Annotated in this window: 25 protein-coding genes; 8 read left to right on the top strand and 17 right to left on the bottom strand. The window is 64.4% G+C overall.

Annotation, left to right across the window (positions count from 1 at the left end; genetic code table 11):
* Window positions 1–57: 57 nt before the first annotated feature.
* Complete coding sequence (gene lptG, locus NP552_RS06225; protein ID WP_043862433.1) at window positions 58–1,119, bottom strand: LPS export ABC transporter permease LptG; 1,062 nt, start codon at window positions 1,117–1,119, stop codon at window positions 58–60.
* Window positions 1,112–2,227, bottom strand: a complete 1,116-nt coding sequence (gene lptF, locus NP552_RS06230; RefSeq protein WP_043862434.1) for an LPS export ABC transporter permease LptF — start codon at window positions 2,225–2,227, stop codon at window positions 1,112–1,114. The genes lptG and lptF overlap by 8 nt, the downstream gene beginning before the upstream one ends.
* 287 nt (window positions 2,228–2,514) lie before the next feature.
* On the opposite strand from lptF, the gene NP552_RS06235 reads away from it, so the two are divergent.
* The 5 genes from NP552_RS06235 (at window position 2,515) to rlmF (ending at window position 8,982) form a co-directional block, all read left to right on the top strand.
* The gene (locus tag NP552_RS06235; RefSeq protein WP_054916377.1) at window positions 2,515–4,008 is read left to right on the top strand and encodes a leucyl aminopeptidase; all 1,494 of its coding nucleotides are present in this window, start codon (window positions 2,515–2,517) and stop codon (window positions 4,006–4,008) included.
* A 51-nt stretch (window positions 4,009–4,059) separates the two neighbouring features.
* Complete coding sequence (locus NP552_RS06240; protein WP_043862523.1) at window positions 4,060–4,488, top strand: DNA polymerase III subunit chi; 429 nt, start codon at window positions 4,060–4,062, stop codon at window positions 4,486–4,488.
* A gap of 2 nt (window positions 4,489–4,490) precedes the next feature.
* On the top strand, window positions 4,491–4,856 hold the full coding sequence (locus NP552_RS06245; protein WP_043862436.1) for a hypothetical protein: 366 nt from the start codon (window positions 4,491–4,493) through the stop codon (window positions 4,854–4,856).
* Window positions 4,857–5,027: 171 nt separating this feature from the next.
* Entirely contained in the window at window positions 5,028–7,874 is a 2,847-nt protein-coding gene (locus tag NP552_RS06250; protein WP_043862437.1) for a valine--tRNA ligase, read from the top strand.
* A 145-nt stretch (window positions 7,875–8,019) separates the two neighbouring features.
* The gene (rlmF, locus tag NP552_RS06255; protein WP_058541433.1) at window positions 8,020–8,982 is read left to right on the top strand and encodes a 23S rRNA (adenine(1618)-N(6))-methyltransferase RlmF; all 963 of its coding nucleotides are present in this window, start codon (window positions 8,020–8,022) and stop codon (window positions 8,980–8,982) included.
* A 72-nt stretch (window positions 8,983–9,054) separates the two neighbouring features.
* Here rlmF and NP552_RS06260 read toward each other — a convergent pair whose 3' ends face one another.
* Window positions 9,055–9,336: an HU family DNA-binding protein gene (locus NP552_RS06260; protein WP_009398256.1), complete on the bottom strand. Its 282-nt coding sequence runs from the start codon at window positions 9,334–9,336 to the stop codon at window positions 9,055–9,057.
* A 408-nt stretch (window positions 9,337–9,744) separates the two neighbouring features.
* On the opposite strand from NP552_RS06260, the gene yejK reads away from it, so the two are divergent.
* Window positions 9,745–10,752, top strand: coding sequence for a nucleoid-associated protein YejK (gene yejK, locus NP552_RS06265; RefSeq protein WP_274096554.1), 1,008 nt, complete (start codon window positions 9,745–9,747; stop codon window positions 10,750–10,752).
* On the opposite strand, the gene NP552_RS06270 is transcribed toward yejK, so the two are convergent.
* The 14 genes from NP552_RS06270 to NP552_RS06335 all read right to left on the bottom strand — a co-directional run bounded on the left by NP552_RS06270 (window position 10,733) and on the right by NP552_RS06335 (window position 21,660).
* The gene (locus tag NP552_RS06270; protein ID WP_229589547.1) at window positions 10,733–11,026 is read right to left on the bottom strand and encodes a GIY-YIG nuclease family protein; all 294 of its coding nucleotides are present in this window, start codon (window positions 11,024–11,026) and stop codon (window positions 10,733–10,735) included. The genes yejK and NP552_RS06270 overlap by 20 nt on opposite strands.
* Window positions 11,027–11,066: 40 nt before the next feature.
* On the bottom strand, window positions 11,067–11,537 hold the full coding sequence (locus NP552_RS06275; protein ID WP_043862441.1) for a nuclear transport factor 2 family protein: 471 nt from the start codon (window positions 11,535–11,537) through the stop codon (window positions 11,067–11,069).
* A 152-nt stretch (window positions 11,538–11,689) separates the two neighbouring features.
* Window positions 11,690–12,967, bottom strand: coding sequence for a CynX/NimT family MFS transporter (locus tag NP552_RS06280; protein ID WP_415377378.1), 1,278 nt, complete (start codon window positions 12,965–12,967; stop codon window positions 11,690–11,692).
* Complete coding sequence (locus NP552_RS06285; protein ID WP_043862443.1) at window positions 12,957–13,604, bottom strand: FadR/GntR family transcriptional regulator; 648 nt, start codon at window positions 13,602–13,604, stop codon at window positions 12,957–12,959. The genes NP552_RS06280 and NP552_RS06285 overlap by 11 nt, the downstream gene beginning before the upstream one ends.
* Before the next feature lie 130 nt (window positions 13,605–13,734).
* Entirely contained in the window at window positions 13,735–14,781 is a 1,047-nt protein-coding gene (gene hisC / locus NP552_RS06290) for a histidinol-phosphate transaminase (RefSeq protein ID WP_043862444.1), read from the bottom strand.
* A gap of 2 nt (window positions 14,782–14,783) precedes the next feature.
* Window positions 14,784–16,124: a histidinol dehydrogenase gene (hisD, locus tag NP552_RS06295; protein ID WP_043862445.1), complete on the bottom strand. Its 1,341-nt coding sequence runs from the start codon at window positions 16,122–16,124 to the stop codon at window positions 14,784–14,786.
* A 126-nt stretch (window positions 16,125–16,250) separates the two neighbouring features.
* Window positions 16,251–16,886, bottom strand: a complete 636-nt coding sequence (hisG, locus tag NP552_RS06300; protein WP_043862446.1) for an ATP phosphoribosyltransferase — start codon at window positions 16,884–16,886, stop codon at window positions 16,251–16,253.
* A gap of 97 nt (window positions 16,887–16,983) precedes the next feature.
* Window positions 16,984–18,249 (bottom strand): UDP-N-acetylglucosamine 1-carboxyvinyltransferase, encoded by a 1,266-nt coding sequence (gene murA, locus NP552_RS06305; protein ID WP_043862447.1) that lies wholly within the window; start codon window positions 18,247–18,249, stop codon window positions 16,984–16,986.
* A gap of 23 nt (window positions 18,250–18,272) precedes the next feature.
* Window positions 18,273–18,512, bottom strand: coding sequence for a BolA family protein (locus NP552_RS06310; protein WP_010223373.1), 240 nt, complete (start codon window positions 18,510–18,512; stop codon window positions 18,273–18,275).
* 115 nt (window positions 18,513–18,627) lie between these two features.
* On the bottom strand, window positions 18,628–18,930 hold the full coding sequence (locus NP552_RS06315; RefSeq protein ID WP_274096556.1) for an STAS domain-containing protein: 303 nt from the start codon (window positions 18,928–18,930) through the stop codon (window positions 18,628–18,630).
* Window positions 18,927–19,577 carry an MlaC/ttg2D family ABC transporter substrate-binding protein gene (locus tag NP552_RS06320; RefSeq protein ID WP_043862449.1) on the bottom strand — a complete coding sequence of 217 codons (651 nt, stop codon included), beginning with the start codon at window positions 19,575–19,577 and terminating at the stop codon, window positions 18,927–18,929. The genes NP552_RS06315 and NP552_RS06320 overlap by 4 nt, the downstream gene beginning before the upstream one ends.
* A 9-nt stretch (window positions 19,578–19,586) precedes the next feature.
* Window positions 19,587–20,054, bottom strand: coding sequence for an outer membrane lipid asymmetry maintenance protein MlaD (gene mlaD, locus NP552_RS06325; protein ID WP_043862450.1), 468 nt, complete (start codon window positions 20,052–20,054; stop codon window positions 19,587–19,589).
* Entirely contained in the window at window positions 20,054–20,851 is a 798-nt protein-coding gene (mlaE, locus tag NP552_RS06330) for a lipid asymmetry maintenance ABC transporter permease subunit MlaE (RefSeq protein ID WP_043862451.1), read from the bottom strand. Before mlaE ends, mlaD begins: the two co-directional genes overlap by 1 nt.
* The gene (locus NP552_RS06335) at window positions 20,851–21,660 is read right to left on the bottom strand and encodes an ATP-binding cassette domain-containing protein (RefSeq protein ID WP_274096557.1); all 810 of its coding nucleotides are present in this window, start codon (window positions 21,658–21,660) and stop codon (window positions 20,851–20,853) included. Before NP552_RS06335 ends, mlaE begins: the two co-directional genes overlap by 1 nt.
* 256 nt (window positions 21,661–21,916) lie before the next feature.
* Here NP552_RS06335 and NP552_RS06340 point away from each other — a divergent pair, with 256 nt between their 5' ends.
* Both NP552_RS06340 and NP552_RS06345 read left to right on the top strand, forming a co-directional pair.
* On the top strand, window positions 21,917–22,891 hold the full coding sequence (locus tag NP552_RS06340; RefSeq protein ID WP_043862453.1) for a KpsF/GutQ family sugar-phosphate isomerase: 975 nt from the start codon (window positions 21,917–21,919) through the stop codon (window positions 22,889–22,891).
* Window positions 22,892–23,416, top strand: a complete 525-nt coding sequence (locus tag NP552_RS06345) for a KdsC family phosphatase (RefSeq protein WP_043862454.1) — start codon at window positions 22,892–22,894, stop codon at window positions 23,414–23,416.
* Window positions 23,417–23,423 lie beyond the last annotated feature (7 nt).

Below are 23,423 nucleotides of genomic sequence, written 5' to 3' on the forward strand. Positions count from 1 at the left end.
AGGCAACCAATGAAAAAGCCGACCCTGAGGTCGGCTTTTTGTTGGCCAGGGTAATCGCTACCCCGCCCTGCGTAGCAACCACACCCCCGCCAGCGCACAGATTGCCGCCGGGATCACCACCGCCAGCAGCGGCGGGAAGCCGAACACCTGGCTCGAAGGGCCCAGCAGGTCCTGGGCGATGCGGAACACGAAGCCCACCAGCACCCCGGTGAACACCCGCTGGCCCAGCGTCACCGAACGCAGCGGGCCGAAGATGAACGACACCGCCATCAGTACCAGCGCCGCCGTGACCACCGGTTGCAGCACCTTGGTCCAGAACGCCAGCCAGTAGCGCGCGTTGTTCAGGCCCTGGTCGGAGAGGTAATGAATGTAGTCCCACAGCCCGCTGATCGACAGCGACTCGGGCGCCAGTACCACGGTGCTGAGCAGCTCGGGGGTCAGCGCGACGTCCCAGCGCTCCTCGGCATTGTGGATGACTTCGGTGTGGTCCCCACGGAAGTGCGTGGTGGTCACGTCGGTCAGTTCCCAGTGGCCCTGGGTGTATTGCGCCCTGCGCGCAAAGCTGGAGGTCTGCATGTGACGCTCGTTGTCGAAGCGATAACGCGTCACGCCCAGCAACAGCCCATTGGGCTGCACGGTGTTGATGTGCACGAACTCTTCGCCCTGGCGGTGCCACAGGCCGCGCTTGGAGCTTTGCGCCTCACCGCCACCCTGCGCCAGCGAACGGTCGGCCTGGGCCTTGTTCTCGGTCACGGGTGCCAGGTACTCGCCCATCAGCACGCCGATCAGCATCAGTACCAGCATCGGCTTCATGACCGCCCACACGATGCGCCCGATGGACACGCCGGCAGCGCGCATGATGGTCAGTTCGCTGCTGCTGGCCAGGCTGCCCAGGCCGATCAGGCAGCCGATCAGCGCGGCCATCGGCAGCATGTCGTACAGGCGCCGTGGCGCGGTCAGCAGCACGTAGTTGCCCGCGTCCCACAAGGTGTAGGTATCGCTGATGTCGCCCATCTCGTCGATGAAGGCGAACAGCGACGCCAGGCCGAGGATGATCCCCAGCACGGCGAGGATGGCCATGAACACGCTCTGGCCGATGTAGCGATCGAGTTTAGCCACGGGCCACCTCCGCACGACGGCTGGCGCGCTTGAGGCGCAGCGGTTCCCAGAACATCAGGCCCAGGCCGATCAGCAGGAACAGCCCATGCACCGGCCACAGGCCCAGGCCGATCGGCAACTTGCCTTTCTCCAGGGCGCCGCGGGCGGCAATCAGAATCGTCAGGTAAGCCATATACAGAAGGATCGCCGGCAGCAGCTTGAGGAAACGGCCCTGGCGCGGGTTGACCCGCGACAGCGGCACCGCCATCAGGGTCACGATGAACACCAGCAGCGGCAGCGACAGGCGCCACTGCAGTTCGGCACGCTCGCGCAGCCCGGTACTGCCGATCAGTTCGGACGTCGGGATGGCCTCGCGCTCGGTGACTTCCTGGCTGACCTCCGGCTTGGGCAGCAGCACACCGTAGGTGTCGTACTTGATGGCGCGGTAATCGGCCTGGCCCGGGTTGCCGTCGTAGCGGTAGCCGTTTTCAAGGATCAGGTAGCGGTTGCCGTCGGCCTGCACTTCCTGACGGCCCTTTTCGGCCACCAGCACGGAGATGCCACGGTCCTTGCTCTTGTCCTGGGACAGGCGCTTCTCGGAAATGAACACGCCAGCCAGCTTTGAACGGTCATCCGACAGCTGCTCGGTGTAGGTGACCCGCGAACCGTCGCGCAGGTTCTGGAAGCGGCCCGGCACCAGGGTGTCGAACTCGGTCAGCGCATCCTGCTGGTTGATGATCTGCGATACCTGGGTCACGCCCTGGGGCGCCAGGCTCAGGCTCAGCCAGGCTACCAGCACCGCGATCAGTGCAGCCGGCATCAGGGTCATGCCCAGCAGGCGCTGCTGGCTCATGCCGGTTGCCGAGAGCACGGTCATCTCGCTTTCCAGGTATAGCCGGCCGTAGGCCAGCAGGATGCCCAGAAACAGGCCCAGCGGCAGGATCAGTTGCAGAAAGCCCGGCAGGCGGTAGCCCATGATCAGGAACAGTACGCCCGGATCGAGCATGCCCTGGGCCGCCTGGGCCAGGTATTTGATGAAGCGCCCGCTCATGATGATGACCAGCAGCACAGCGCTGACGGCACTCAAGGTCACCAGGACCTCGCGGGACAGATAACGGAAGACGATCAAACCAGACACTCCTGGGTTGTCAGGCTCGGACAGCCGAACAAGGGAAAACGTTGCAACCAAGATAGTCGCCCGCCCGCCAAAGGCGAACCCGGACAAAAGTGCGCGCATTATCCTGTGAATGGCCGTGCCTGTCACTTGGCGCCGTGCAAAGCTTCATCTCGGGGTTGTCAGCGCGCCCGCCGCAGGCTCAAACTGGGCGCTTTCTGACTGGCCCGCCACGGCGCGCCAGGCCGCTTCGAGCGCCTGCACCGCCAGCGCGCACTGACAGTTCATTCGGGGACCCTGACATGGAATTGGTTGTAAAAAGCGTAGCCGCAGCATCCTTGAAAACCGCCACCCTGGTACTGAGCGTGGGTGAAGGCCGCACACTGGGCGCTACCGCCAAGGCCGTGGACGACGCCAGCAACGGCGCCCTGAGCGCAGTGCTCAAGCGCGGCGACCTGGCCGGCAAGGTCGGCCAGACCCTGCTGCTGCAAGGCCTGGCCGGGGTCAAGGCCGAGCGCGTGTTGCTGGTGGGGACCGGCAAGGACGCCCTTGCCGACCGCGCCTGGCGCAAGCTGGCGGGCAGCGTGCTCAACGTGCTCAAGGGCCTGGCTGGCAGCGATGCGGTGCTGGCACTGGACGACGTTGCCGTGACCGGCCGCGATGCCAACTACGGCAAGGTACGCCTGCTGGCCGAGAGCCTGCTCGATGGTCAATATGTATTCGATCATTACAAGAGCAAGAAGGCCGAGCCGATCGCCCTGAAGAAGATCACCCTGCTCAGCGACAAGGCCGGCCTGGCCGAGGTGGAGCGCGCCGTCAAGCACGCCACCGCGATCGCCAACGGCATGGGCTTCACCCGCGACCTGGGCAACCTGCCGCCGAACATCTGCCACCCAAGCTATCTGGCCGAACAGGCCAAGGCGCTGGGCAAGGAGTTCAAGGGCCTCAAGGTCGAGGTGCTGGACGAGAAGAAGATCAAGGACCTGGGCATGGGCGCGTTCTACGCCGTGGGCCAGGGCAGCGATCAGCCGCCACGCCTGATCGTGCTCAGCTACCAGGGCGCCGCCAAGAAGAGCGAGAAGCCTTACGTACTGGTGGGCAAGGGCATCACCTTCGACACCGGGGGCATCAGCCTCAAGCCCGGTGCCGGCATGGATGAAATGAAGTACGACATGGGCGGTGCAGCCAGCGTGTTCGGCACCCTGCGTGCCGTGCTCGAACTCAAGCTGCCGATCAACCTGGTGTGTGTACTGGCCTGTGCCGAGAACATGCCCAGCGGTGGCGCCAGCCGTCCGGGCGACATCGTCACCACCATGAGCGGGCAGACCGTCGAAATCCTCAACACCGACGCCGAAGGCCGCCTGGTGCTGTGCGACGCACTGACCTACGTGGAGCGCTTCAAGCCGCAGGCAGTGATCGACATCGCCACCCTGACCGGCGCCTGCATCGTCGCCCTGGGCAGCCATACCTCGGGCCTGATGGGCAACGACGACGAACTGATCGGCCAACTGCTGGACGCCGGCAAGCGTGCCGACGACCGCGCCTGGCAACTGCCGCTGTTCGACGAATACCAGGAGCAGCTCGACAGCCCGTTCGCCGACATCGCCAACATCGGCGGCCCGAAGGCGGGCAGCATTACCGCCGGCTGCTTCCTGTCGCGCTTTGCCAAGGCCTACCACTGGGCCCACCTGGACATCGCCGGCACGGCCTGGACCAGTGGCGGCAAGGACAAGGGCGCCACTGGCCGCCCGGTACCGCTGCTGACCCAATACCTGCTCGACCGCGCCAACGCCTGAGGCGCCGTCCACCGGCCGCGCTGCAAGGCGTAGCCGGTGGGCCACCCCACCATGAGCAAAGTCGACTTCTATATCCTGCCCAGCCCCGCGCCTGCCGCGCGGCTGGATTTCGCCTGCAAGCTGTGCGAAAAGGCCTGGCGCCTTGGGCACCGCGTGTACCTCAACTGCAGCGATGCGGCCCAGCGCGACGAGCTGGATGCGCGGCTGTGGGCGTTCAAGGGCGAGGCCTTCGTGCCCCACAGCGCGCTCGAGGACGACCCGCACGGCGCGGTGGCGCTGGGGGTCGGTGACGACCCGGGCGATCATCAGGACCTGCTGGTCAATCTCGACCTGAAGGTACCCGGTTTTGCCGCACGCTTTGCCCGCATTGCCGAGATCGTGGTGGAGGAGCCGGCCATTCGTGCGGCGGCGCGGGAGAGTTTCCGTTTCTACCGTGAACAGGGCTATGCTCTGCAAGACCACCGTTTACAGCGACTCTGATGATGGACAAACCTGCCCCCATGCCAAAACCTGCGCATTTGCTGGACGATCTGGAGTCGATTCGCCAGTTGCTGGGTGACGATGCCCTGGAACCGCCACTGCTGACCGAGACCGTCGAGGAGCAGATACCGTTGCTGCTCGAGCCGGCCGAACCGGCAGCGCGGGCCCCGGTGGCTGCCGAGCCGGCTGCCGAGCCCGACCCGCAGGCGCGCCGCCAGGACACCCTGCTGCACCTGGACAGCGAACTGCGCGCGGCGGCGCAGTTGATCATGCAGGATGTGATCAAGGACTTTACCCCGCATATCGAGAACGAGATCAAGCGGCGCCTGGATGCCCGCCTGGAGCGGTTGTTGAACTCACGCTCGTAATCAAAAACGGGGGGGCGAGCCTTTGGCTCGCTTCGCCGGCAAGGCCGGCTCCTACGCGAAGAATTCCCCACAGTTTTTTGCCCCACTCCCGCACCTCACGCTACGCCCCGGCCCTTATCCCCGCTATACTTCTCGGCTTTCCTGAATAAATGCCATAGGGTCCCGCCGCGCATGGATAAGACCTACCAGCCGCACGCCATTGAAACTTCCTGGTACAACACCTGGGAGTCAGAGAATTATTTCGCCCCGCAAGGCGCGGGCGATTCGTACACCATCATGATCCCGCCGCCGAACGTGACCGGCAGCCTGCACATGGGTCACGGCTTCAACAACGCGATCATGGACGCCCTGATCCGTTTTCGCCGCATGCAGGGTCGCAACACCCTGTGGCAACCAGGCACCGACCACGCCGGCATCGCCACGCAGATGCTGGTGGAGCGTCAACTGGAGGCCAAGGGCCAGAACCGTCACGACCTGGGCCGCGACAAATTCCTCGAGAAAGTCTGGGAATGGAAGGATCAGTCCGGTGGCAACATCAGCCGCCAGATCCGCCGCCTGGGCTCGTCGGTAGACTGGAGCCGCGAGCGCTTCACCATGGACGACGGCCTGTCCGAAGCGGTCAAGGAAGCCTTCGTGCGCCTGCATGAAGACGGCCTGATCTACCGCGGCAAGCGCCTGGTCAACTGGGACACCAAGCTGCACACGGCGATCTCCGACCTCGAAGTGGAAAGCCACGACGAGAAAGGCCATCTGTGGAACCTGCGCTACCCGCTGGCCGACGGTGCCACCACGGCCGACGGCAAGGACCACCTGGTGGTCGCCACCACCCGTCCGGAAACCCTGCTCGGCGACGCCGCCGTGGCCGTCAACCCGAACGACGAGCGCTACCAGGCGCTGATCGGCAAGTTCGTCAAGCTGCCGCTGGTCGGTCGCCTGATCCCGATCATCGCCGATGACTACTGCGACCCCGAATTCGGCACCGGCTGCGTGAAGATCACCCCGGCCCACGACTTCAACGACTACGAAGTCGGCAAGCGCCACAACCTGCCGCTGCTCAACATCTTCGACAAGAACGCCGCGGTGCTGCCGGCAGCCCAGGTGTTCAACCTCGACGGCAGCCTGAACGAAAGCCTGGACGCCAGCCTGCCTGCCGCCTACGCCGGCCTCGACCGCTTCGTGGCGCGCAAGCAGATCGTTGCCGACCTGGATGCCGCAGGCCTACTGGTCAGCGTCGACGACCACGCCTTGAAAGTGCCCAAGGGCGACCGCTCCGGCACCATCATCGAGCCATGGCTGACCGACCAGTGGTACGTGTCGACCAAGCCGCTGGCCGAGCCTGCGATCGCCGCTGTCGAAGACGGCCGCATCCAGTTCGTGCCCAAGCAGTACGAGAACATGTACTTCTCCTGGATGCGCGACATCCAGGACTGGTGCATCAGCCGCCAGCTGTGGTGGGGCCACCGCATTCCGGCCTGGTACGACGTGTCGGGCAAGGTCTATGTGGGGCGCAGCGAAGAAGAAGTGCGCGCCAAGCACCAGCTGGGCGACGACGTGGTCCTGAACCAGGACAACGACGTGCTCGACACCTGGTTCAGCTCGGGCCTGTGGACCTTCTCCACCCTGGGCTGGCCGCAGCAGACCGAATTCCTCAAGACCTTCCACTCCACCGACGTGCTGGTGACCGGTTTCGACATCATCTTCTTCTGGGTTGCCCGGATGATCATGTTGACCATGCATCTGGTGAAGAACGAGGACGGTACCCCGCAAGTGCCGTTCAAGACCGTGTACGTGCATGGTCTGGTTCGTGATGGCCAGGGCCAGAAGATGTCCAAGTCCAAGGGCAACGTGCTCGACCCGCTGGACATCGTCGACGGCATCACCCTGGACGCGCTGCTGGAGAAACGCACCAGCGGCCTGATGCAGCCCAAGCTGGCCGACAAGATCGCCAAGCAGACCAAGGCCGAGTTCCCCGAAGGCATCGCCAGCTACGGCACCGATGCCCTGCGCTTCACCTTCTGCTCGCTGGCGTCCACCGGTCGCGACATCAAGTTCGACATGGGCCGCGTCGAAGGCTATCGCAACTTCTGCAACAAGATCTGGAACGCCGCGCGCTACGTGCTGGACAAGGGCGAGGACTGCGGCCAGAACGGCGAGGCCTACGAGCTGTCGCTGGCCGACCGCTGGATCATCTCGCAGCTGCAGCGCACCGAAGCCGAAGTGACCCGCCAGCTGGACCAGTTCCGCTTCGACCTGGCCGCCCAGGCGCTGTACGAGTTCATCTGGAACCAGTACTGCGACTGGTACCTGGAGCTGTCCAAGCCGGTACTGTGGGACGAGAACGCACCGGTCGAACGCCAGCGCGGCACCCGCCGCACCCTGGTCCGCGTGCTGGAAGTGGCGCTGCGCCTGGCGCACCCGTTCATGCCGTTCATCACCGAGGAAATCTGGCAGCGCCTGGCGCCGCTGGCCGGTATCGAAGGCAAGACCATCATGCTGCAGCCGTGGCCGGTGGCCAACGAAAGCCGCATCGATGAAGCGGCCGAAGGCGATATCGAGTGGCTCAAGGAACTGATGCTGGGCGTGCGCAACATCCGTGGCGAAATGAACATCGGCCCGGGCAAGCCATTGCAGCTGTTCCTCAAGAACGCCAGTGCCGAAGACGTGCGCCGGCTGCAGGAAAACGAGGCACTGCTCAAGAAGCTGGCCAAGATCGAATCCTTCACCGTGCTGGGCGAGCAGGACGAGGCGCCGCTGAGCGCCACCGCCCTGGTCGGTGACCTGCAGGTGCTGGTGCCGATGGCCGGGCTGATCGACAAGGATGCCGAGCTGGCGCGTCTGAACAAGGAAATCCAGCGCCTGCAAGGCGAAGTGCAGCGGGTGGGCGGCAAGCTGTCCAACCCGGCGTTCGTCGACAAGGCGCCGCCTGCGGTGATCGACAAGGAGCGCGCCAAGCTGGCCGAGGCCGAACAGGCCCTGGCCAACTTCACCGAGCAGCATGCGCGGATTGCCGCCTTGTAATACTCACTGACTGTAGGAGCCGGCCTTGCCGGCGAAGCAGGCGACACTGCCCTGCTACCTGCACTGGCAAGGCTGCGCCTTGCATCGCCGGCAAGGCCGGCTCCTACAGGGGGCCCGTCTTGCCGGCGTTTTTTATGGGACTTTCATGACCACACCCAACAAACCCACCCTGCACCCGCGCAACCGCCACCAGGGTCGCTACGACTTCCCGCAACTGATCAAGAGCAGCCCCGAGCTGGGCCGCTTCATGATCACCAACCCCCACGGCAAGCCGAGCATCGATTTCGCCGACCCCGAGGCAGTGCGCGGGTTCAACCGCGCCCTGCTCAAGGCCCAGTACGGCATCCAGCACTGGGACATCCCGGCCGACTACCTGTGCCCGCCCATACCCGGCCGCGCCGACTACCTGCATGGTCTGGCCGACCTGCTGGCCACCGACAACGGTGGCGAGATTCCGCGGGGTGCGATGATCCAGGCACTGGATGTGGGGGTCGGGGCCAACTGCATCTATCCGCTGCTGGGTCACGTCGACTACCGCTGGCGCTTCCTGGGCTCGGACATCGACCCGGTGGCCCTGGGCGCCGCCAAGGCCATCGTGCAGGCCAACGGGCTGGGCAAGGTCATCAGCCTGCGCCAGCAGGGCAATGCGCGGCAGATCCTCGCCGGCCTGCTCAAGAGCGACGAACGCTTCGACGTTACCCTGTGCAACCCGCCTTTCCACGCCTCGCGTGACGAAGCCACCCGTGGCAGCCAGCGCAAATGGCGGGCGCTGGGCAAGGCCGACCCCAAGCGCAAGCTGCCGGTACTGAACTTTGGCGGGCAGAACAACGAGCTGTGGTGCGAAGGCGGTGAAATCCGCTTTGTCAGCCAGCTGGTGAATGAAAGCGTGGCCCTGGGCCAGCAGGTGCTGTGGTTCAGCAGCCTGGTGTCGAAGGCATCGAACCTGCCGGGTATCGAGGCGGCCCTGAACAAGGCCGGCGCAGTAGAGCACCGCGTGCTGGAGATGGGCCAGGGGCAGAAGCAGAGCCGCCTGGTGGCCTGGACCTTCCAGACACCTCAGGCGCGCGCTGCGTGGCGCCAGCTGCGCTGGACGAAACCCGCCCCCTAGGGGCATGCGCAGCACCCACAAAAAAACCGCGCCTGGCTCGCACCGGACGCGGTTTTCAGAAGCTGTTTACAATTACTTGTTTACAGCGTCGGTCAGCACTTTGGCTGGAACGAACTTGACGACTTTCTTGGCAGCGATTTCGATGGCGGCGCCAGTCGAAGGGTTACGACCGGTACGGGCAGGACGCTCGGTGATCTTCAGCTTGCCGATACCCGGCAGGGTGATTTCGCTGCCATTTTCCAGTTGATCAGCAACGATCTGGCCCAGTTGCTCCAGAGCGTTACGCGCGGTGGTTTTCGGCGCGTCGATAGCTTCGGCGATATCGGCGATCAGTTGGTCTTTGGTCAATGCCATGGTGGTGTTCCTTCCCTATCAAATTCAGTTGGTTTGCAGAGTGCAGCGTCAGCCATCGGCCCAGACCCGCGAGTCTTCGGCGGTCCGGGGTATATCCATTGCCAATCGCGTATGTAGATACACAAAAATGCGTTTGGTTCGACGTGACATCAGCGGTCTGCCAGCAATGCGCCACACGCGGTGCGCAAGACCGGGCAAAACTACCACACGAAGCGATAAATATCCGCCTCCCACAGGCCAAATGTTCTGGTTTTTCGGGGGTTTGCAGCAAATTTCGCAAAAAATCGCACAAAAAATGAACAACCCTTGCGTCGACACACATCCATACCCTGCTCAAGCCCCCGGCTGGGTTACACTTGGCCGCTTTGCAGCGCTGTATGTCGCGCCCTATTTTCAGCCGAGAATCCCATGCCGATCCGTCATTGCATCGTCCACCTGATCGACAAGAAACCCGATGGCAGCCCTGCCGTGCTGCACGCACGCGACTCGGAACTGGCCGAGTCGACCGCCATCGAGAACCTGCTGGCCGACCTCAACGACAGCTACAACGCCAAACAGGGCAAAGCCTGGGGCCTGTTCCACGCCGAGTCCGGCGCCCATCCGTTCAGCGGCTGGTTGAAGGAATACCTGGATGAAGGCAAGACCTTCACCGCCTTCAGCCGCGTGGCCGTCGAGCACCTGCAGAAACTGATGGAAGAGTCGAACCTGTCCACCGGTGGCCACGTACTGTTCGCCCACTACCAGCAAGGCATGACCGACTACCTGGCCATCGCCCTGCTGCACCACAGCGAAGGTGTGGCGGTGAACGCCGACCTGGACGTGACCACCTCGCGCCACCTGGACCTGGGCCAGCTGCACCTGGCTGCTCGCATCAACATCTCCGAGTGGCAGAACAACAAGCAGTCCAAGCAGTACATCTCGTTCATCAAAGGCAAGAACGGCAAGAAGGTCTCGGAGTACTTCCGCGACTTCATCGGCTGCCAGGAAGGCGTCGACGGCCCGGGAGAGACCCGCACCCTGCTCAAGGCCTTCAGCGACTTCGTCGAGAGCGAGGACCTGCCCGAGGAAGCCGCCCGCGAAAAGACCCAGACCCTGGTCGAGTACGCCACCAGCCAGACCAAGGCAGGCGAGCCAGTGACCCTGAGCGAGCTGTCGGAACTGATCGACGAGGACCGCCCACGGGCCTTCTATGACCATATCCGCAACAAGGACTACGGCCTGTCGCCGGAGATCCCGGCCGACAAGCGCACCCTGAACCAGTTCCGCCGCTTCACCGGCCGCGCCGAGGGCCTGTCGATCAGCTTCGAGGCACACCTGCTGGGCTCGAAGATCGAGTACGACGAAGAGGCCGGCACCCTGATCATCAAGGGCCTGCCCACCCAGCTCACCGATCAGCTCAAGCGTCGCAAGGACTGAGCCCCGTCCAGGAGGCCACCAGTGCCTCCTTGGCCGACTTGCGCAGCTTCTTCACCAGGCGTTCCTGGCGCAGCGCCTCGGCCTTGTCCGGCCAGGCTTCCACATACACCAGCGCCACTGCCGGGCTGGTGCTGAAGTAACGCGCACCGCGGCCGCTCTGATGGGCATTGAAACGGCGCTCGGGGTTGTCGCTGATGCCGCAGTACAACGAACCGTTGGCGGTGCGTACCAGATAGACATACCAGGGTTTGCGAGAGGTGGGGGTTTCGGTCACGGGCATCTGCGTACAGGGGTGAAGGCGACAGCTTACCCCGTCAACGCCCGGCCTGAAATGCGCGCAGGCCTTTTGCCGCCTGTTGGCGAATCTTGCCCTGTACCAGCGGTGTCCAGCCCAGCAGCAGGCCCTTGGTACCCAGCGCCTGGCGGGCCCAGCGCCACAGGTCGAAATGATCGTGATGCTCGACGATCAACCCGTCGCGGATCACGAAACGTGCCTGAATGTCGTTGACCACCACGCGACCGGTCTGGCTGAACAGGTAGGTGGCCACCCAGTGCGCAGTGGCGCTGCGCTCGTCGGCGCGCACGCTGTCGAAGGTCAGGGAGAAATCCTTGGCGCGACTGGCGAGCATGCGCCACATGTCGGCGGCGTCCTTGCCACGCAGGGTACCGAAGGCCGGGTCGCTGAACACCACCTCGGGGCTGTAGCAGGCGACCATGGCCTCGGCGTCGAGGCGCTGGAAGGCCTGGTAGAAACGTGTGATCAGCGCGATGTTGGCGTCGCTCATGGGCGCGGTCCATTACAGGGGAACGGACGTGAACGATAGGCCGAGTGATGGCTGAAAGCTACGGGTATCTACGGTGCGAATGATGTGCCCCATCGCGGGTCAGGCCCGCTCCCACAGGTGCAGTGCAGACCCGCGATGGCAGCCACGCGAAGTCAGACCCGTTCGCTGACCACACCCACCTGCAACGCCCGCCCGGCCTTGAGCCCGAAACCGATCGCACCCACGCCCAGCACCGCGAAGATCCAGCCCACTGCGTCCCAGCCACCGGTCACGTCATGCACCAGGCCCACCGCGAACGGCCCCATCGAGGCCAGGGTATAGCCGATGCCCTGGGCCATGCTCGACAGGTTGGCCGCCACATGCGAGTCCTTCGACCGCAACACGATCAGGGTCAGCGCCAGGGCAAAGGTGCCGCCCTGCCCGATACCCAGTACCACCGCCCAGCCCCACAGCCCGCCTAACGGGGCATACAGGCAGCCGAACAGGCCGGCCAGGGTCAGCAGCATCACCAGCACGATGGCCAGGCGCTGGTCCTTGCCACGGGTGGCCAGCCACGGCGCGGTCAGGGCACTGGCCAGTTGCACGATCACCGAACCGGACAGCACCAGCCCGGCCTCGGTCGGGCTCAGGCCACGGCCGATCAGAATCGAGGGCAGCCAGCCGAACACGATGTACGCCAGCGACGACTGCAGGCCCATGTACAGGGTCACCTGCCAGGCCAGCGGATCGCGCAGCAGCCCCCTCACCCGATAAGCCACCGCATGCTTGCCATGCCCGTGGCGCGCCTGGGGCAGCCAGAACAGCGCCGCCACCACCGCCGGAATCAGCCAGACACCCAGGCCCAGCGCCCAGCTGTCGTCGAAGTGCTGGCTCAACGGCACGGTGGCGCCGGCCGCCAGGGCCGCGCCCAGGCACAGGGCCATGGTGTACACGCCGGTCAGGGCGCCGGCATGCTTGGGGAAGTCACGCTTGACGATGCCCGGCAGCAGCACGCCAATCACGCCGATGCTGGCCCCGGCCAGGATGCTGCCGGCAAACAGCCCCACACTGCCCAGCGAGCTGCGCAGCAAGATACCGCACGCCAGCGTGAGCAGAATGCCCAGCACCACCCGCTCGCTGCCGAAGCGACGCGCCAGGATCGGTGCCAGCGGCGCGAACAGGCCCAGGCACAGTACCGGCAGCGTGGTCAGCAGGCCGGCCTGCGAAGCACTCAGCCCCAGGCTGTGGGACACCTGCCCGAGCAACGGCGCCATGCTCGACAGCGCCGGGCGCAGGTTCAGTGCCACCAGTACCAGCCCCAGCAGCAACAGCCACGGGCGCTGCAGCACGGCGGGCGGTTGCAGCTGGGCGTCGTCGGCTTCGGCGTCGATCAGGAGTTCTTCGAGCGGCGGGTTGGGTTTGGGCATGGCTGTCTCTGCGTCAGGCTTCATTGATAAGGGTTCTGCTCAGGGCCTTGGCCCGTTCCGGGTCGCGTTGCTCGACCGCCTGCAGGATGTCGCGGTGCAGGTCGAACACGCCCTGGCAACGCGATTCGCGCATGTTGTGGTGCACGGCGCACGCCACCACGGCGGAGAAGTAGCGGTACAGCTCGCTCAATGCCGGGTTGTGTGCGGCGTCCACCAGGCGCTGGTGAAACACCAGGTCGCAGGCCACGTAGCTGTCGAGGTCGTCGTGAAAGTGCTCGGCGCTGTGCTGCAGGGCTTCATGCAGCCCCTTGAGGTCGTCGTCGGTGCGGCGCAGCGCCGCCAGCCCGATGGCCTCGGCTTCGAGGATGTGCCGGGTTTCGCGGGCCTGCTCGAGGCTGCAACGCGACAGCACCTGCACGGTGGCCAGCGGGTCGACATTGGCGCGCAGGTAGGTACCGTCGCCCTGGCGCACTTCGACCAGGCCGCTGAAGGCGAGCACGCGCATCGCTTCACGCACGGTATTGCGGCTGATGCCCAGTTCCAGGGCCAGTTCGGGCTCGGTGGGCAGGCGCTGGCCGACGGCCCAGGCGCCATCGGCGACGCGCTGGCGCAGTTGTTCGACGGCCTGCTCGACAAGGGAGCGTTTGATGAGTTGAGTCATTTGACGTGCTTACATCCAATCATCGGACGAATCTGAGGAACGGAGAATAGCCTGTCGGGCCACGTCGATGCAATCGCCAGCTAGGCGGGCTCCCGCAGGAGCCCGCCTAGCTGGCGATTGCAAGGCGCTATCAGTTCAAGGCGTCAAGCAGCGCCTGGTTCTGCTCGGGCGTACCGATGCTGATACGCAGGAACTGCGCGATGCGCTGCTGCTTGAAGTGGCGCACGATCACGCCCTGCTCGCGCAACTTGGCCGCCAGCGCAGCGGCATCCTGCTCGGGGTGACGGGCAAAGATGAAGTTGGCCGCCGACGGCAGCACCTGGAAACCGCGGTCGGTCAACTGCGCCACCAGCTGCTCCCGGCTGTCGATCACCTGACGGCAGGTCTGTTCGAAATACGCCTGGTCCTCGAACGCCGCCGCCGCGCCGACGATGGCCAGGCGATCCAGCGGATAGGAGTTGAAGCTGTTCTTGATGCGCTCCAGCGCCTCGATCAGGTCCGGGTGGCCGACCGCCAGCCCGACCCGCAGGCCGGCCAGGGAACGCGACTTGGACAAGGTCTGGGTCACCAGCAGGTTCGGGTAGCGGTCCACCAGGCTGATGGCGGTCTGGCCGCCGAAGTCGATGTAGGCTTCGTCGACCACCACCACCGAATCAGGGTTGGCCTGCAGCATCTGCTCGACTGCCTCCAGCGCCAGCAGGCAGCCAGTGGGTGCGTTCGGGTTGGGGAAGATGATGCCGCCGTTGGCGCGCTGGTAATCCTCGACACGAATCTGGAACTGCTCGTCCAGCGCTACCGCCTCATACGGGATGCCGTACAGGCCGCAGTACACCGGGTAGAAGCTGTAGCTGATGTCGGGGAACAGCAGCGGCGCATCGTGCTGGAACAGGCCGTGGAAAATGTGCGCGAGCACTTCGTCCGAACCGTTGCCCAGGAACACCTGGCTGGCCTGCACGCCGTAGTAGCTGGCCACCGCCTGCTTGAGCCGGTCGCCATTGGGGTCCGGGTACAGGCGCAGGTTGTCGTTGAGCTCGCCGCGCATGGCCTCCAGCGCCTTTGGCGAAGGGCCATAGGGGTTTTCGTTGGTGTTGAGCTTGACCAGCTTGCTCAGCTTGGGCTGCTCGCCCGGCACGTAAGGCACCAGGTCCTTGACGAAGGGGCTCCAGAATTTGCTCATGCTCAGTTGCCCTCTTTATCGACAGGGGTGTGATCGCCAAGGATGCGGTATTCGGCGCTGCGTGCGTGCGCGCTCAGGGATTCGCCACGGGCCAGCACCGACGCAGTGCGACCCAGGTCCGAAGCGCCCTGCTCGGAACAGAAGATGATCGAGGAACGCTTCTGGAAGTCGTACACCCCCAGCGGCGAGGAGAACCGTGCGGTACCGGAGGTAGGCAGCACGTGGTTGGGGCCGGCGCAGTAGTCGCCCAGCGCCTCGCTGGTGTGGCGGCCCATGAAGATCGCACCGGCGTGGCGGATCTGCGGCAACCAGGCCTGCGGGTCGGCCACCGACAACTCCAGGTGCTCGGGGGCGATGCGGTTGGCCACCTCGATGGCCTGCTGCATGTCGCGCACGTGGATCAGTGCGCCACGGCCATTGATGGAGGTCTGGATGATCTCGGCGCGGTCCATGCCCGGCAGCAGCTTGTCGATGCTTGCGGCCACGCGGTCGAGGAACTCGGCATCGGGGCTGACCAGAATCGCCTGGGCGTCTTCGTCATGCTCGGCCTGGGAGAACAGGTCCATGGCGATCCAGTCCGGGTCGGTCTGGCCGTCGCACACCACAAGGATCTCCGACGGGCCGGCAATCATGTCGATGCCCACCTGGCCGAACACATGGCGCTTGGCGGTGGCCACGTAGATGTTGCCCGGGCCGACCACCTTGTCTACCTGCGGCACGCTCTCGGTGCCGTAGGCCAGTGCGGCAACCGCCTGGGCGCCACCGATGGTGAACACCCGGTCGACCCCGGCGATGCACGCCGCAGCCAGCACCAGCTCGTTGATTTCACCACGCGGGGTGGGTACCACCATGACCACTTCGGACACCCCGGCAACCTTGGCCGGAATCGCGTTCATCAGTACCGACGAAGGGTACGACGCCTTGCCACCCGGTACGTACAGCCCGGCGCGGTCCAGCGGCGTGACCTTCTGGCCCAGCACGGTGCCGTCGGCCTCGGTGTAGGTCCAGGAGTCCTGCTTCTGCCTTTCGTGGTAGCTGCGCACCCGGCGGGCGGCGGTTTCCAGCGCCTCGCGCTGCGCCGGGGTGATGCGACTCAGGGCCAGCTCCAGGCGCTCGCGCCCCAGGATCAGGTCATCGATGGAGGTGGCCTGGACGCCGTCGAAACGCTGGGTGAATTCCACCAGCGCCGCGTCGCCGCGCTCGCGCACGGCCTTGATGATGTCCAGCACCCGCTGGTTGACCGCATCGTCAGACACGCTTTCCCAGCTCAGCAGATGATCCAGATGTCGGGCGAAATCCGGGTCAGCAGCGTTGAGTCGGCGAATTGCAGTGGACGTGGTCATGGCTAAGGCCTCGGTAAATGGCGGATGCTCAGGCGCCCTAAGCTACCAGTCCATCCGCGCGGGCACCCGAGAAAATTGGCTATGACGCGGATAGACGGGCGCGACAGCGAAGGTCGCGCGCAGAAGTCAGCCGCGGTGTCGCGATTCCACGGCCAGACGCAAGGCGTCGATCAGGCTCTGGATGCGTGCGTGCTGCATCTTCATCGAGGCCTTGTTGACCACCAGCCGGGAGCTGATGGTGGCGATCAGTTCCTGGGGTTCCAGGCCGTTGGCACGCAGGGTATTGCCGGTGTCGACCACGTCGATGATCTTGTCGGCCAGGTTGATCAGCGGTGCCAGCTCCATCGAGCCGTACAGCTTGATGATGTCGACCTGACGGCCCTGCTCGGCGTAGTAGCGCTTGGCGACGTTGACGAACTTGGTGGCCACGCGCAGGCGCCCCTTGGGTTCGGCAGCGCCGATGGCACCGGCGGTCATCAGCTTGCATTGGGCAATCTGCAGGTCCAGCGGCTCGTACAGGCCCTGGCCGCCGTACTCCATCAGCACGTCCTTGCCGGCCACGCCCAGGTCGGCGGCGCCATGCTCGACGTAGGTCGGCACGTCGGTGGCACGCACGATCAGCAGGCGTACATCGTCCTGGGTGGTCGGGATGATCAGCTTGCGGCTTTTGTCCGGATTCTCGGTAGGCACGATGCCCGCCTCTGCCAGCAATGGCAGGGTGTCGTCGAGAATGCGGCCCTTGGACAGCGCGATGGTCAACATGGGAAACGTCAATCCTTAAGCGGCTTTAGCCGCCGGACCCGTGCAGGCGCCCGACGGCAATCGATTCTTGTGGCGCGTCCCTGCGCCGAGTGCAGGGCTAGCCCGGTACGCGACGGATCTTCGCGCCCAGCATCTGCAGTTTCTCTTCGATGCACTCGTAGCCACGGTCTATGTGGTAGATGCGATCGATCAGGGTGTCGCCCTCGGCGACCAGCGCCGAAATGACCAGGCTGGCCGAAGCCCGCAGGTCGGTGGCCATGACCGGAGCGCCCTTGAGGGTCTTGGTGCCGGTGACGATGGCCGTGTTGCCTTCGACCTGGATCTGCGCGCCCATGCGGTGCATCTCGTACACGTGCATGAAGCGGTTTTCGAAGATCGTCTCGATCACCGCGCCGGTGCCTTCGGCAATGGCGTTGAGGGAGATGAACTGCGCCTGCATGTCGGTAGGGAACGCCGGGTACGGGGCGGTGCGCAGGTTCACGGCTTTTGGCCGCTTGCCGTGCATGTCCAGCTCGATCCAGTCTTCACCGGTGGTGATTTCGGCACCGGCTTCCTTGAGCTTCTCCAGTACCGCCTCGAGGATGGTCGGATCGGTGTCCTTGACCTTGACGCGACCGCCGGTCACGGCAGCGGCCACCAGGTAGGTGCCGGTCTCGATACGGTCGGGCATCACGCGGTATACCGCCGAACCCAGGCGCTCGACGCCGTCGATGGTGATGGTGTCGGTACCGGCACCCTGCACCTTGGCGCCCATGGCGTTGAGGAAGTTGGCCAGGTCGACCACTTCCGGCTCGCGCGCGGCGTTCTGCAGCACGCTGCGGCCCTTGGCCAGGGCAGCGGCCATCATGATGTTCTCGGTACCGGTCACGCTGACGGTGTCGAAGAAGAAGTGCGCACCGCGCAGGCCGCCTTCAGGCGCCTTGGCCTTGATGTAGCCGCCTTCGACTTCGATCTTCGCGCCCATCGCCTCGAGGCCGCGGATGTGCAGGTCGACCGGGCGCGAGCCAATGGCGCAACCGCCAGGCAGGGCCACTTCGGCCTCGCCGAAACGGGCGACCATCGGGCCCAGCACCAGGATCGAGGCGCGCATGGTCTTCACCAGCTCATACGGCGCGACCAGGGTCTTGATGGTGCGTGGGTCGATCTCCACCGCGAGCTTCTCGTCGATCACAGGCTCGATGCCCATGCGACCGAACAGCTCGATCATGGTGGTGATGTCGTGCAGGTGCGGCAGGTTGCCGACGGTGACCGGGCCGTCGCACAGCAGGGTGGCCGCCAGAATCGGCAGCGCTGCGTTCTTTGCGCCGGAAATGCGGATTTCGCCATCGAGACGAACGCCGCCAGTGATAATCAGTTTGTCCATTGGAATCTCGCCGCCAAGTTGGCTCAGGTGCGCTCAGCCCAGGCTGCGCTGCTGAAAAATTTCATGGTTACCGCATGGATGCTGCCATCGGTGATCCACGGGTTCAGGTGAGCATAGATCTGCTGCTGACGTTTGACCGGGCTCAGGGCCGCCAATTCGTCACTGATTACGTTCAGCTGGAAGTTGCAGCCTTCGCCTTCAACTTCGACCCGGGTTCCCGGCAACTTTTCTTCAAGGAAGTTCTTAACTTCTACGGCCTGCATGCTCAACCTCAATCGGCGCCCTGTGCGCGCGGGTCGGCCATCATACAAAAAAGCCCCTCGCCTGCGAACCCCGTAAACGAGGACTCTGACAGAGGGGCCCGTCGCGCACCCGTATTTATTGACCGGCCAGCAGCTCGCCGAGCCCGTACACCTGAGCGATTTCGTGCATGCCATGGGGCATGCCGCGCACCTCGATGGTCTTGCCCGCCGCCTGCCCGTCACGGGTGAAGGCCAGCAGCAGGGACAGACCCACGCTGCTGGAAAGCTCCACCGCCGAACAGTCCAGCACCAGCGAAGGCTCGCGACTGGCAGCAATCAGGGCCCTGCCCTGCTTGCGCAGCACCGGGCCGGTGCGGTAATCCAGCACACCGGACAGGCTCAGCACGCCGGGTGCGGCAAGGGAGACTGCCGCACTCATTGGGCCTGCTTCTCGGCCGCTTGCTCGGTGGTTTCCTTGGCCTTGGCCACTTCGCCGGCCCAGCCGTCGATGGTCTTGTCCAGGTCGTTGCCGTTGCGCTGCATGGCGTCGGCGAACTGGTCACGGAACAGCTTGCCGATGTTGATGCCGTTGACGATGACGTTACGCACCTTCCACTCGCCATTGAGCTTGGTCAGGGTGTAGGAAACCGGGTAGACGGCGCCGTTGTTGCCCTTGACCGTCATGTCGACGCTGGCACGGTCGTCGCCGTCCTTCTTCTCGGCGCCTACGGTGATGCCCTGGTTGTTGTATTCCAGCAGGGCGTTGCCATAGAACTGCATCAGGCTGCGCTTGAAGTTTTCCTGGAAGCGCTGCATCTGGGCCGGGGTAGCCTTGCGCGAGTACTTGACCGTCATGATGCTGCGGGAGATGCCATCGGCATCCACCACCGGTCCCAGGTTGGCGTTGAGCGCATCGTAGAACGCGCTGGGGTTGGCCTTGTACTGCTCCTTGTTCGCCTTGAGGTCGGACAGCAGTTGCGTGGTGGTGGTCTGGATCACTTCTTTGGGCGATTGAGTGGCCGCAACGGCCATCAACGGCAGGCTCGCCAGCAATACCAACAGGCCGCGTCGCAGGATGGAAATCATGGAAACTCCTTATTTAGCTTCTTTGCCAACGGTATTGAGCAAAAACTTGCCAATCAGATCTTCCAGTACCAGCGCCGACTGGGTGTCATGGATGGTTCCACCTTCCTTGAGCACCGCCTCCTCACCGCCCACGCTGATGCCGATGTACTTCTCGCCGAGCAACCCGGCGGTCAGGATCGAGGCGGTGGAATCGGTCGGCAGGTTGTCGACGCGTTTTTCCAGCTGCAACGTCACCCGACCGGTATAGGTATCGCGGTCCAGATCGATGGCCGTGACCTTGCCGATGGTTACACCGGCCATGGTCACTTTAGCTCTGACAGTCAAACCGGCGATATTGTCGAAGTAGGCGTAAAGTTTATAGGTATCGCTGCTCGGGCTGGCGGACAGGCCGCTGACGCGCAGGGCCAGCAGAAGCAGTGCCAGGATCCCGGCCAGGAGGAACAGGCCGACACCGATTTCCAGGGTGCGGTTTTGCATCAGAAATCTCCAAACATCAAGGCGGTCAGAATAAAGTCCAGACCCAGGACTGCCAGCGAGGCATAGACCACGGTCTTGGTAGTGGCACGGCTGATCCCCTCTGAAGTGGGCTCACAGTCATAGCCTTGGAATACGGCAATCCAGGTGACGACGAAGGCAAACACGAGGCTCTTGAGCACCCCGTTGAGTACATCGTCGACGAACGAAACGCTGTTCTGCATGTTCGACCAGAAGGAACCTTCATAGACTCCCAGCCAGTCCACCGCCACCCAGGACCCGCCCCAGATGCCGACCACGCTGAAGATCATCGCCAGCAGCGGCAGCGAGATGAAGCCGGCCCACAGGCGCGGTGCAACGATGTACTTGAGCGGGTCGACGCCGATCATCTCCAGGCTCGACAGCTGCTCGGTGGATTTCATGTTGCCGATTTCGGCCGTCAGCGCCGACCCGGCCCGCCCGGCGAACAGCAGCGCGGTCACCACCGGGCCCAGTTCACGCAGCAGGGTCAGGGCAACCATCTGCCCCACCGCCTGTTCCGAACCGTACTTGGTGAGGATGCTGAAGCCCTGCAGGGCCAGCACCATGCCGATGAACACGCCGGACACGACGATGATGGCCAGCGACATCACGCCGACCGAGTACAGCTGCTTGACCAGCAACTGGAACCCGCCGCCAATCCCGCCGCGCCCCACCAGGGCATGCAGCAGGAACAGGCAGGAGCGCCCCAGCACGGCCACCACGTCGATCGCGGAGCGACCAAACAGACGAATACGTTCGAGCAATGACTTTCTGCGCATCAACGCTTCCCCAACAGATCGGCGCGGTAATCAGGCGCAGGAAAATGAAAGGGCACCGGGCCATCCGGATCGCCTTTCATGAATTGGCGGATACGCGGGTTGCCCGACTCCATCAGCTCCTGCGGCGTACCCTGGCCCAGTACCTGGCCGTCCCCCACCACATACAGGTAGTCGGCAATGCTCGCGGTTTCTGCAAGATCGTGCGAAACCACGATGCTGGTGATGCCCAGCGCATCGTTGAGCAGGCGGATCAGGCGTACCAGCACGCCCATGGCGATCGGGTCCTGGCCGACGAAAGGTTCGTCGTACATGAGGATCTGCGGGTCCAGGGCAATCGCCCGGGCCAGTGCCACACGGCGCTTCATGCCGCCGGACAGTTCGTCGGGCATCAGTTCGATGGCGCCGCGCAAGCCCACGGCCTGCAGCTTCATCAGCACGATGTCACGGATCATTTCCTCGGGCAGCTGGGTATGCACCCGCAGCGGGAAGGCGACGTTCTCGAACACGTCGAGGTCGGTGAACAGTGCACCGCTCTGGAACAGCACGCCCATGTGCTTGCGCGCGTCGAACAGGTCGCTGCGCGACAGGGTCGGCAGGTTTTGCCCGGCCACCCACACCTCGCCGCTGGCAGGGCGCAGTTGCGCGCCCATCAGACGCAGCAGCGTGGTCTTGCCGCACCCGGAAGGCCCCATGATGCCGGTAACCTTGCCGCGGGGAATGCGTATGTCGACATTATTGAAGATGCTGCGCGCGCCGCGCTTGAAGGTCACGCCCTTCAATTCGACCGCGTAGGCGTTATCAACGCTCATCTAAACTCCTTGCGATGCAGCCTTTTCACTCAGACGCCAACCTCCTTCATGGAGGCACGCACGCTCCGAGCGGGCCGAACAGGCGGCGAACTATAGCACCGCTGATAGAGCCACCCCAAGGCCATCACCGAGGCTGTTCAGCTCAAGTTAAGGCTCACTTAAGGTTTCTGGCAGAGCATCCTTGCAATCACAGGTGAGGCTTTGGCGCATTACCGCTATAATCCCCGCCTTTTCATCAGGCAATCCGATCTACGACATGAGCCAATCCACCGACCTGATCCAATCCGCACAGCGCACCATCCGTCTCGAGATCGAAGCGGTAGAGGGCCTGCTGGCCCATATCGACGCCGATTTCGTCAAGGCCTGCGAGCTGATCCTGGCCAGCAAGGGCCGGGTCGTGGTGGTGGGCATGGGCAAATCCGGGCACATCGGCAACAAGATTGCCGCCACCCTGGCCAGCACCGGCACCACGTCGTTCTTCGTTCACCCCGCCGAGGCCAGCCACGGCGACATGGGCATGATCACCCGGGACGACATCATCCTGGCACTGTCCAACTCGGGCACCACCAACGAAATCGTGACCCTGCTGCCACTGATCAAGCGCCTGGGCATCAAGCTCATCAGCCTCACCGGCAACCCCGACTCGCCGCTGGCCAAGGCCGCCGAGGTCAACCTGGACGCCCGCGTGGGCCAGGAGGCCTGCCCGCTGAACCTGGCCCCGACGTCCTCCACCACCGCTGCGCTGGTACTCGGCGACGCCCTGGCCATCGCCCTGCTCGAGGCGCGCGGCTTCACCGCCGAAGACTTCGCCTTCTCGCACCCGGGCGGCGCCTTGGGCCGACGCCTGCTGCTCAAGGTCGAGAACGTGATGCACGGCGGTGACGAACTGCCCCAGGTTCAGCGCGGCACGCTGCTCAAGGACGCCCTGCTTGAAATGTCTCGCAAAGGTTTGGGCATGACCGTGGTGCGCGAAAGCGACGGCCGCCTGGCCGGGGTGTTCACCGACGGCGACCTGCGCCGCAGCCTGGATCGCAACATCGACGTGCACACCACGCTGATCGACGAAGTGATGACCGTACACGGCAAGACCGCCCGCGCCGAGATGCTCGCGGCCGAGGCCCTGAAGATCATGGAAGACCACAAGATCAGCGCGCTGGTGGTGGTGGACACGCTCGACCAGCCGGTCGGCGCCCTGAACATGCACGACCTGCTGCGCGCCGGAGTGATGTAAATGAACGACGATCTGCTGCAACGCGGCAAGGCCATCAAGCTGGCGGTATTCGATGTGGACGGCGTGCTGACCGACGGTCGCCTGTACTTTCTCGAGGACGGCAGCGAATTCAAGACCTTCAACACCCTCGACGGCCAGGGCATCAAGATGCTCATGAACTCGGGCGTGACCACCGCGATCATCAGCGGGCGCAAGACGCCGGTGGTCGAACGTCGTGCGAAAAACCTCGGCATCCCGCACCTGTACCAGGGCCGCGAAGATAAACTGGTGGTGCTCGACGACCTTCTTGGTCAACTGGGCCTAAGCTATGAACAGGTTGCCTACCTGGGCGACGACCTGCCAGACCTGCCGGTGATTCGCCGGGTCGGCCTGGGCATGGCCGTAGCCAGTGCCGCTCCGTTCGTGCGCCAGCACGCCCATGGCGTGACCCTTGCGCGCGGTGGCGAAGGCGCAGCCCGCGAGTTCTGCGAACTGATCCTGCAAGCCCAGGGCAACCTGGACGCGGCGAATGCCAACTACCTGTAGAGCGATC

The sequence above is a fragment of the Pseudomonas sp. 8209 genome (assembly GCF_028682105.1).
In the GTDB taxonomy this organism is placed as follows: domain Bacteria; phylum Pseudomonadota; class Gammaproteobacteria; order Pseudomonadales; family Pseudomonadaceae; genus Aquipseudomonas; species Aquipseudomonas palmensis.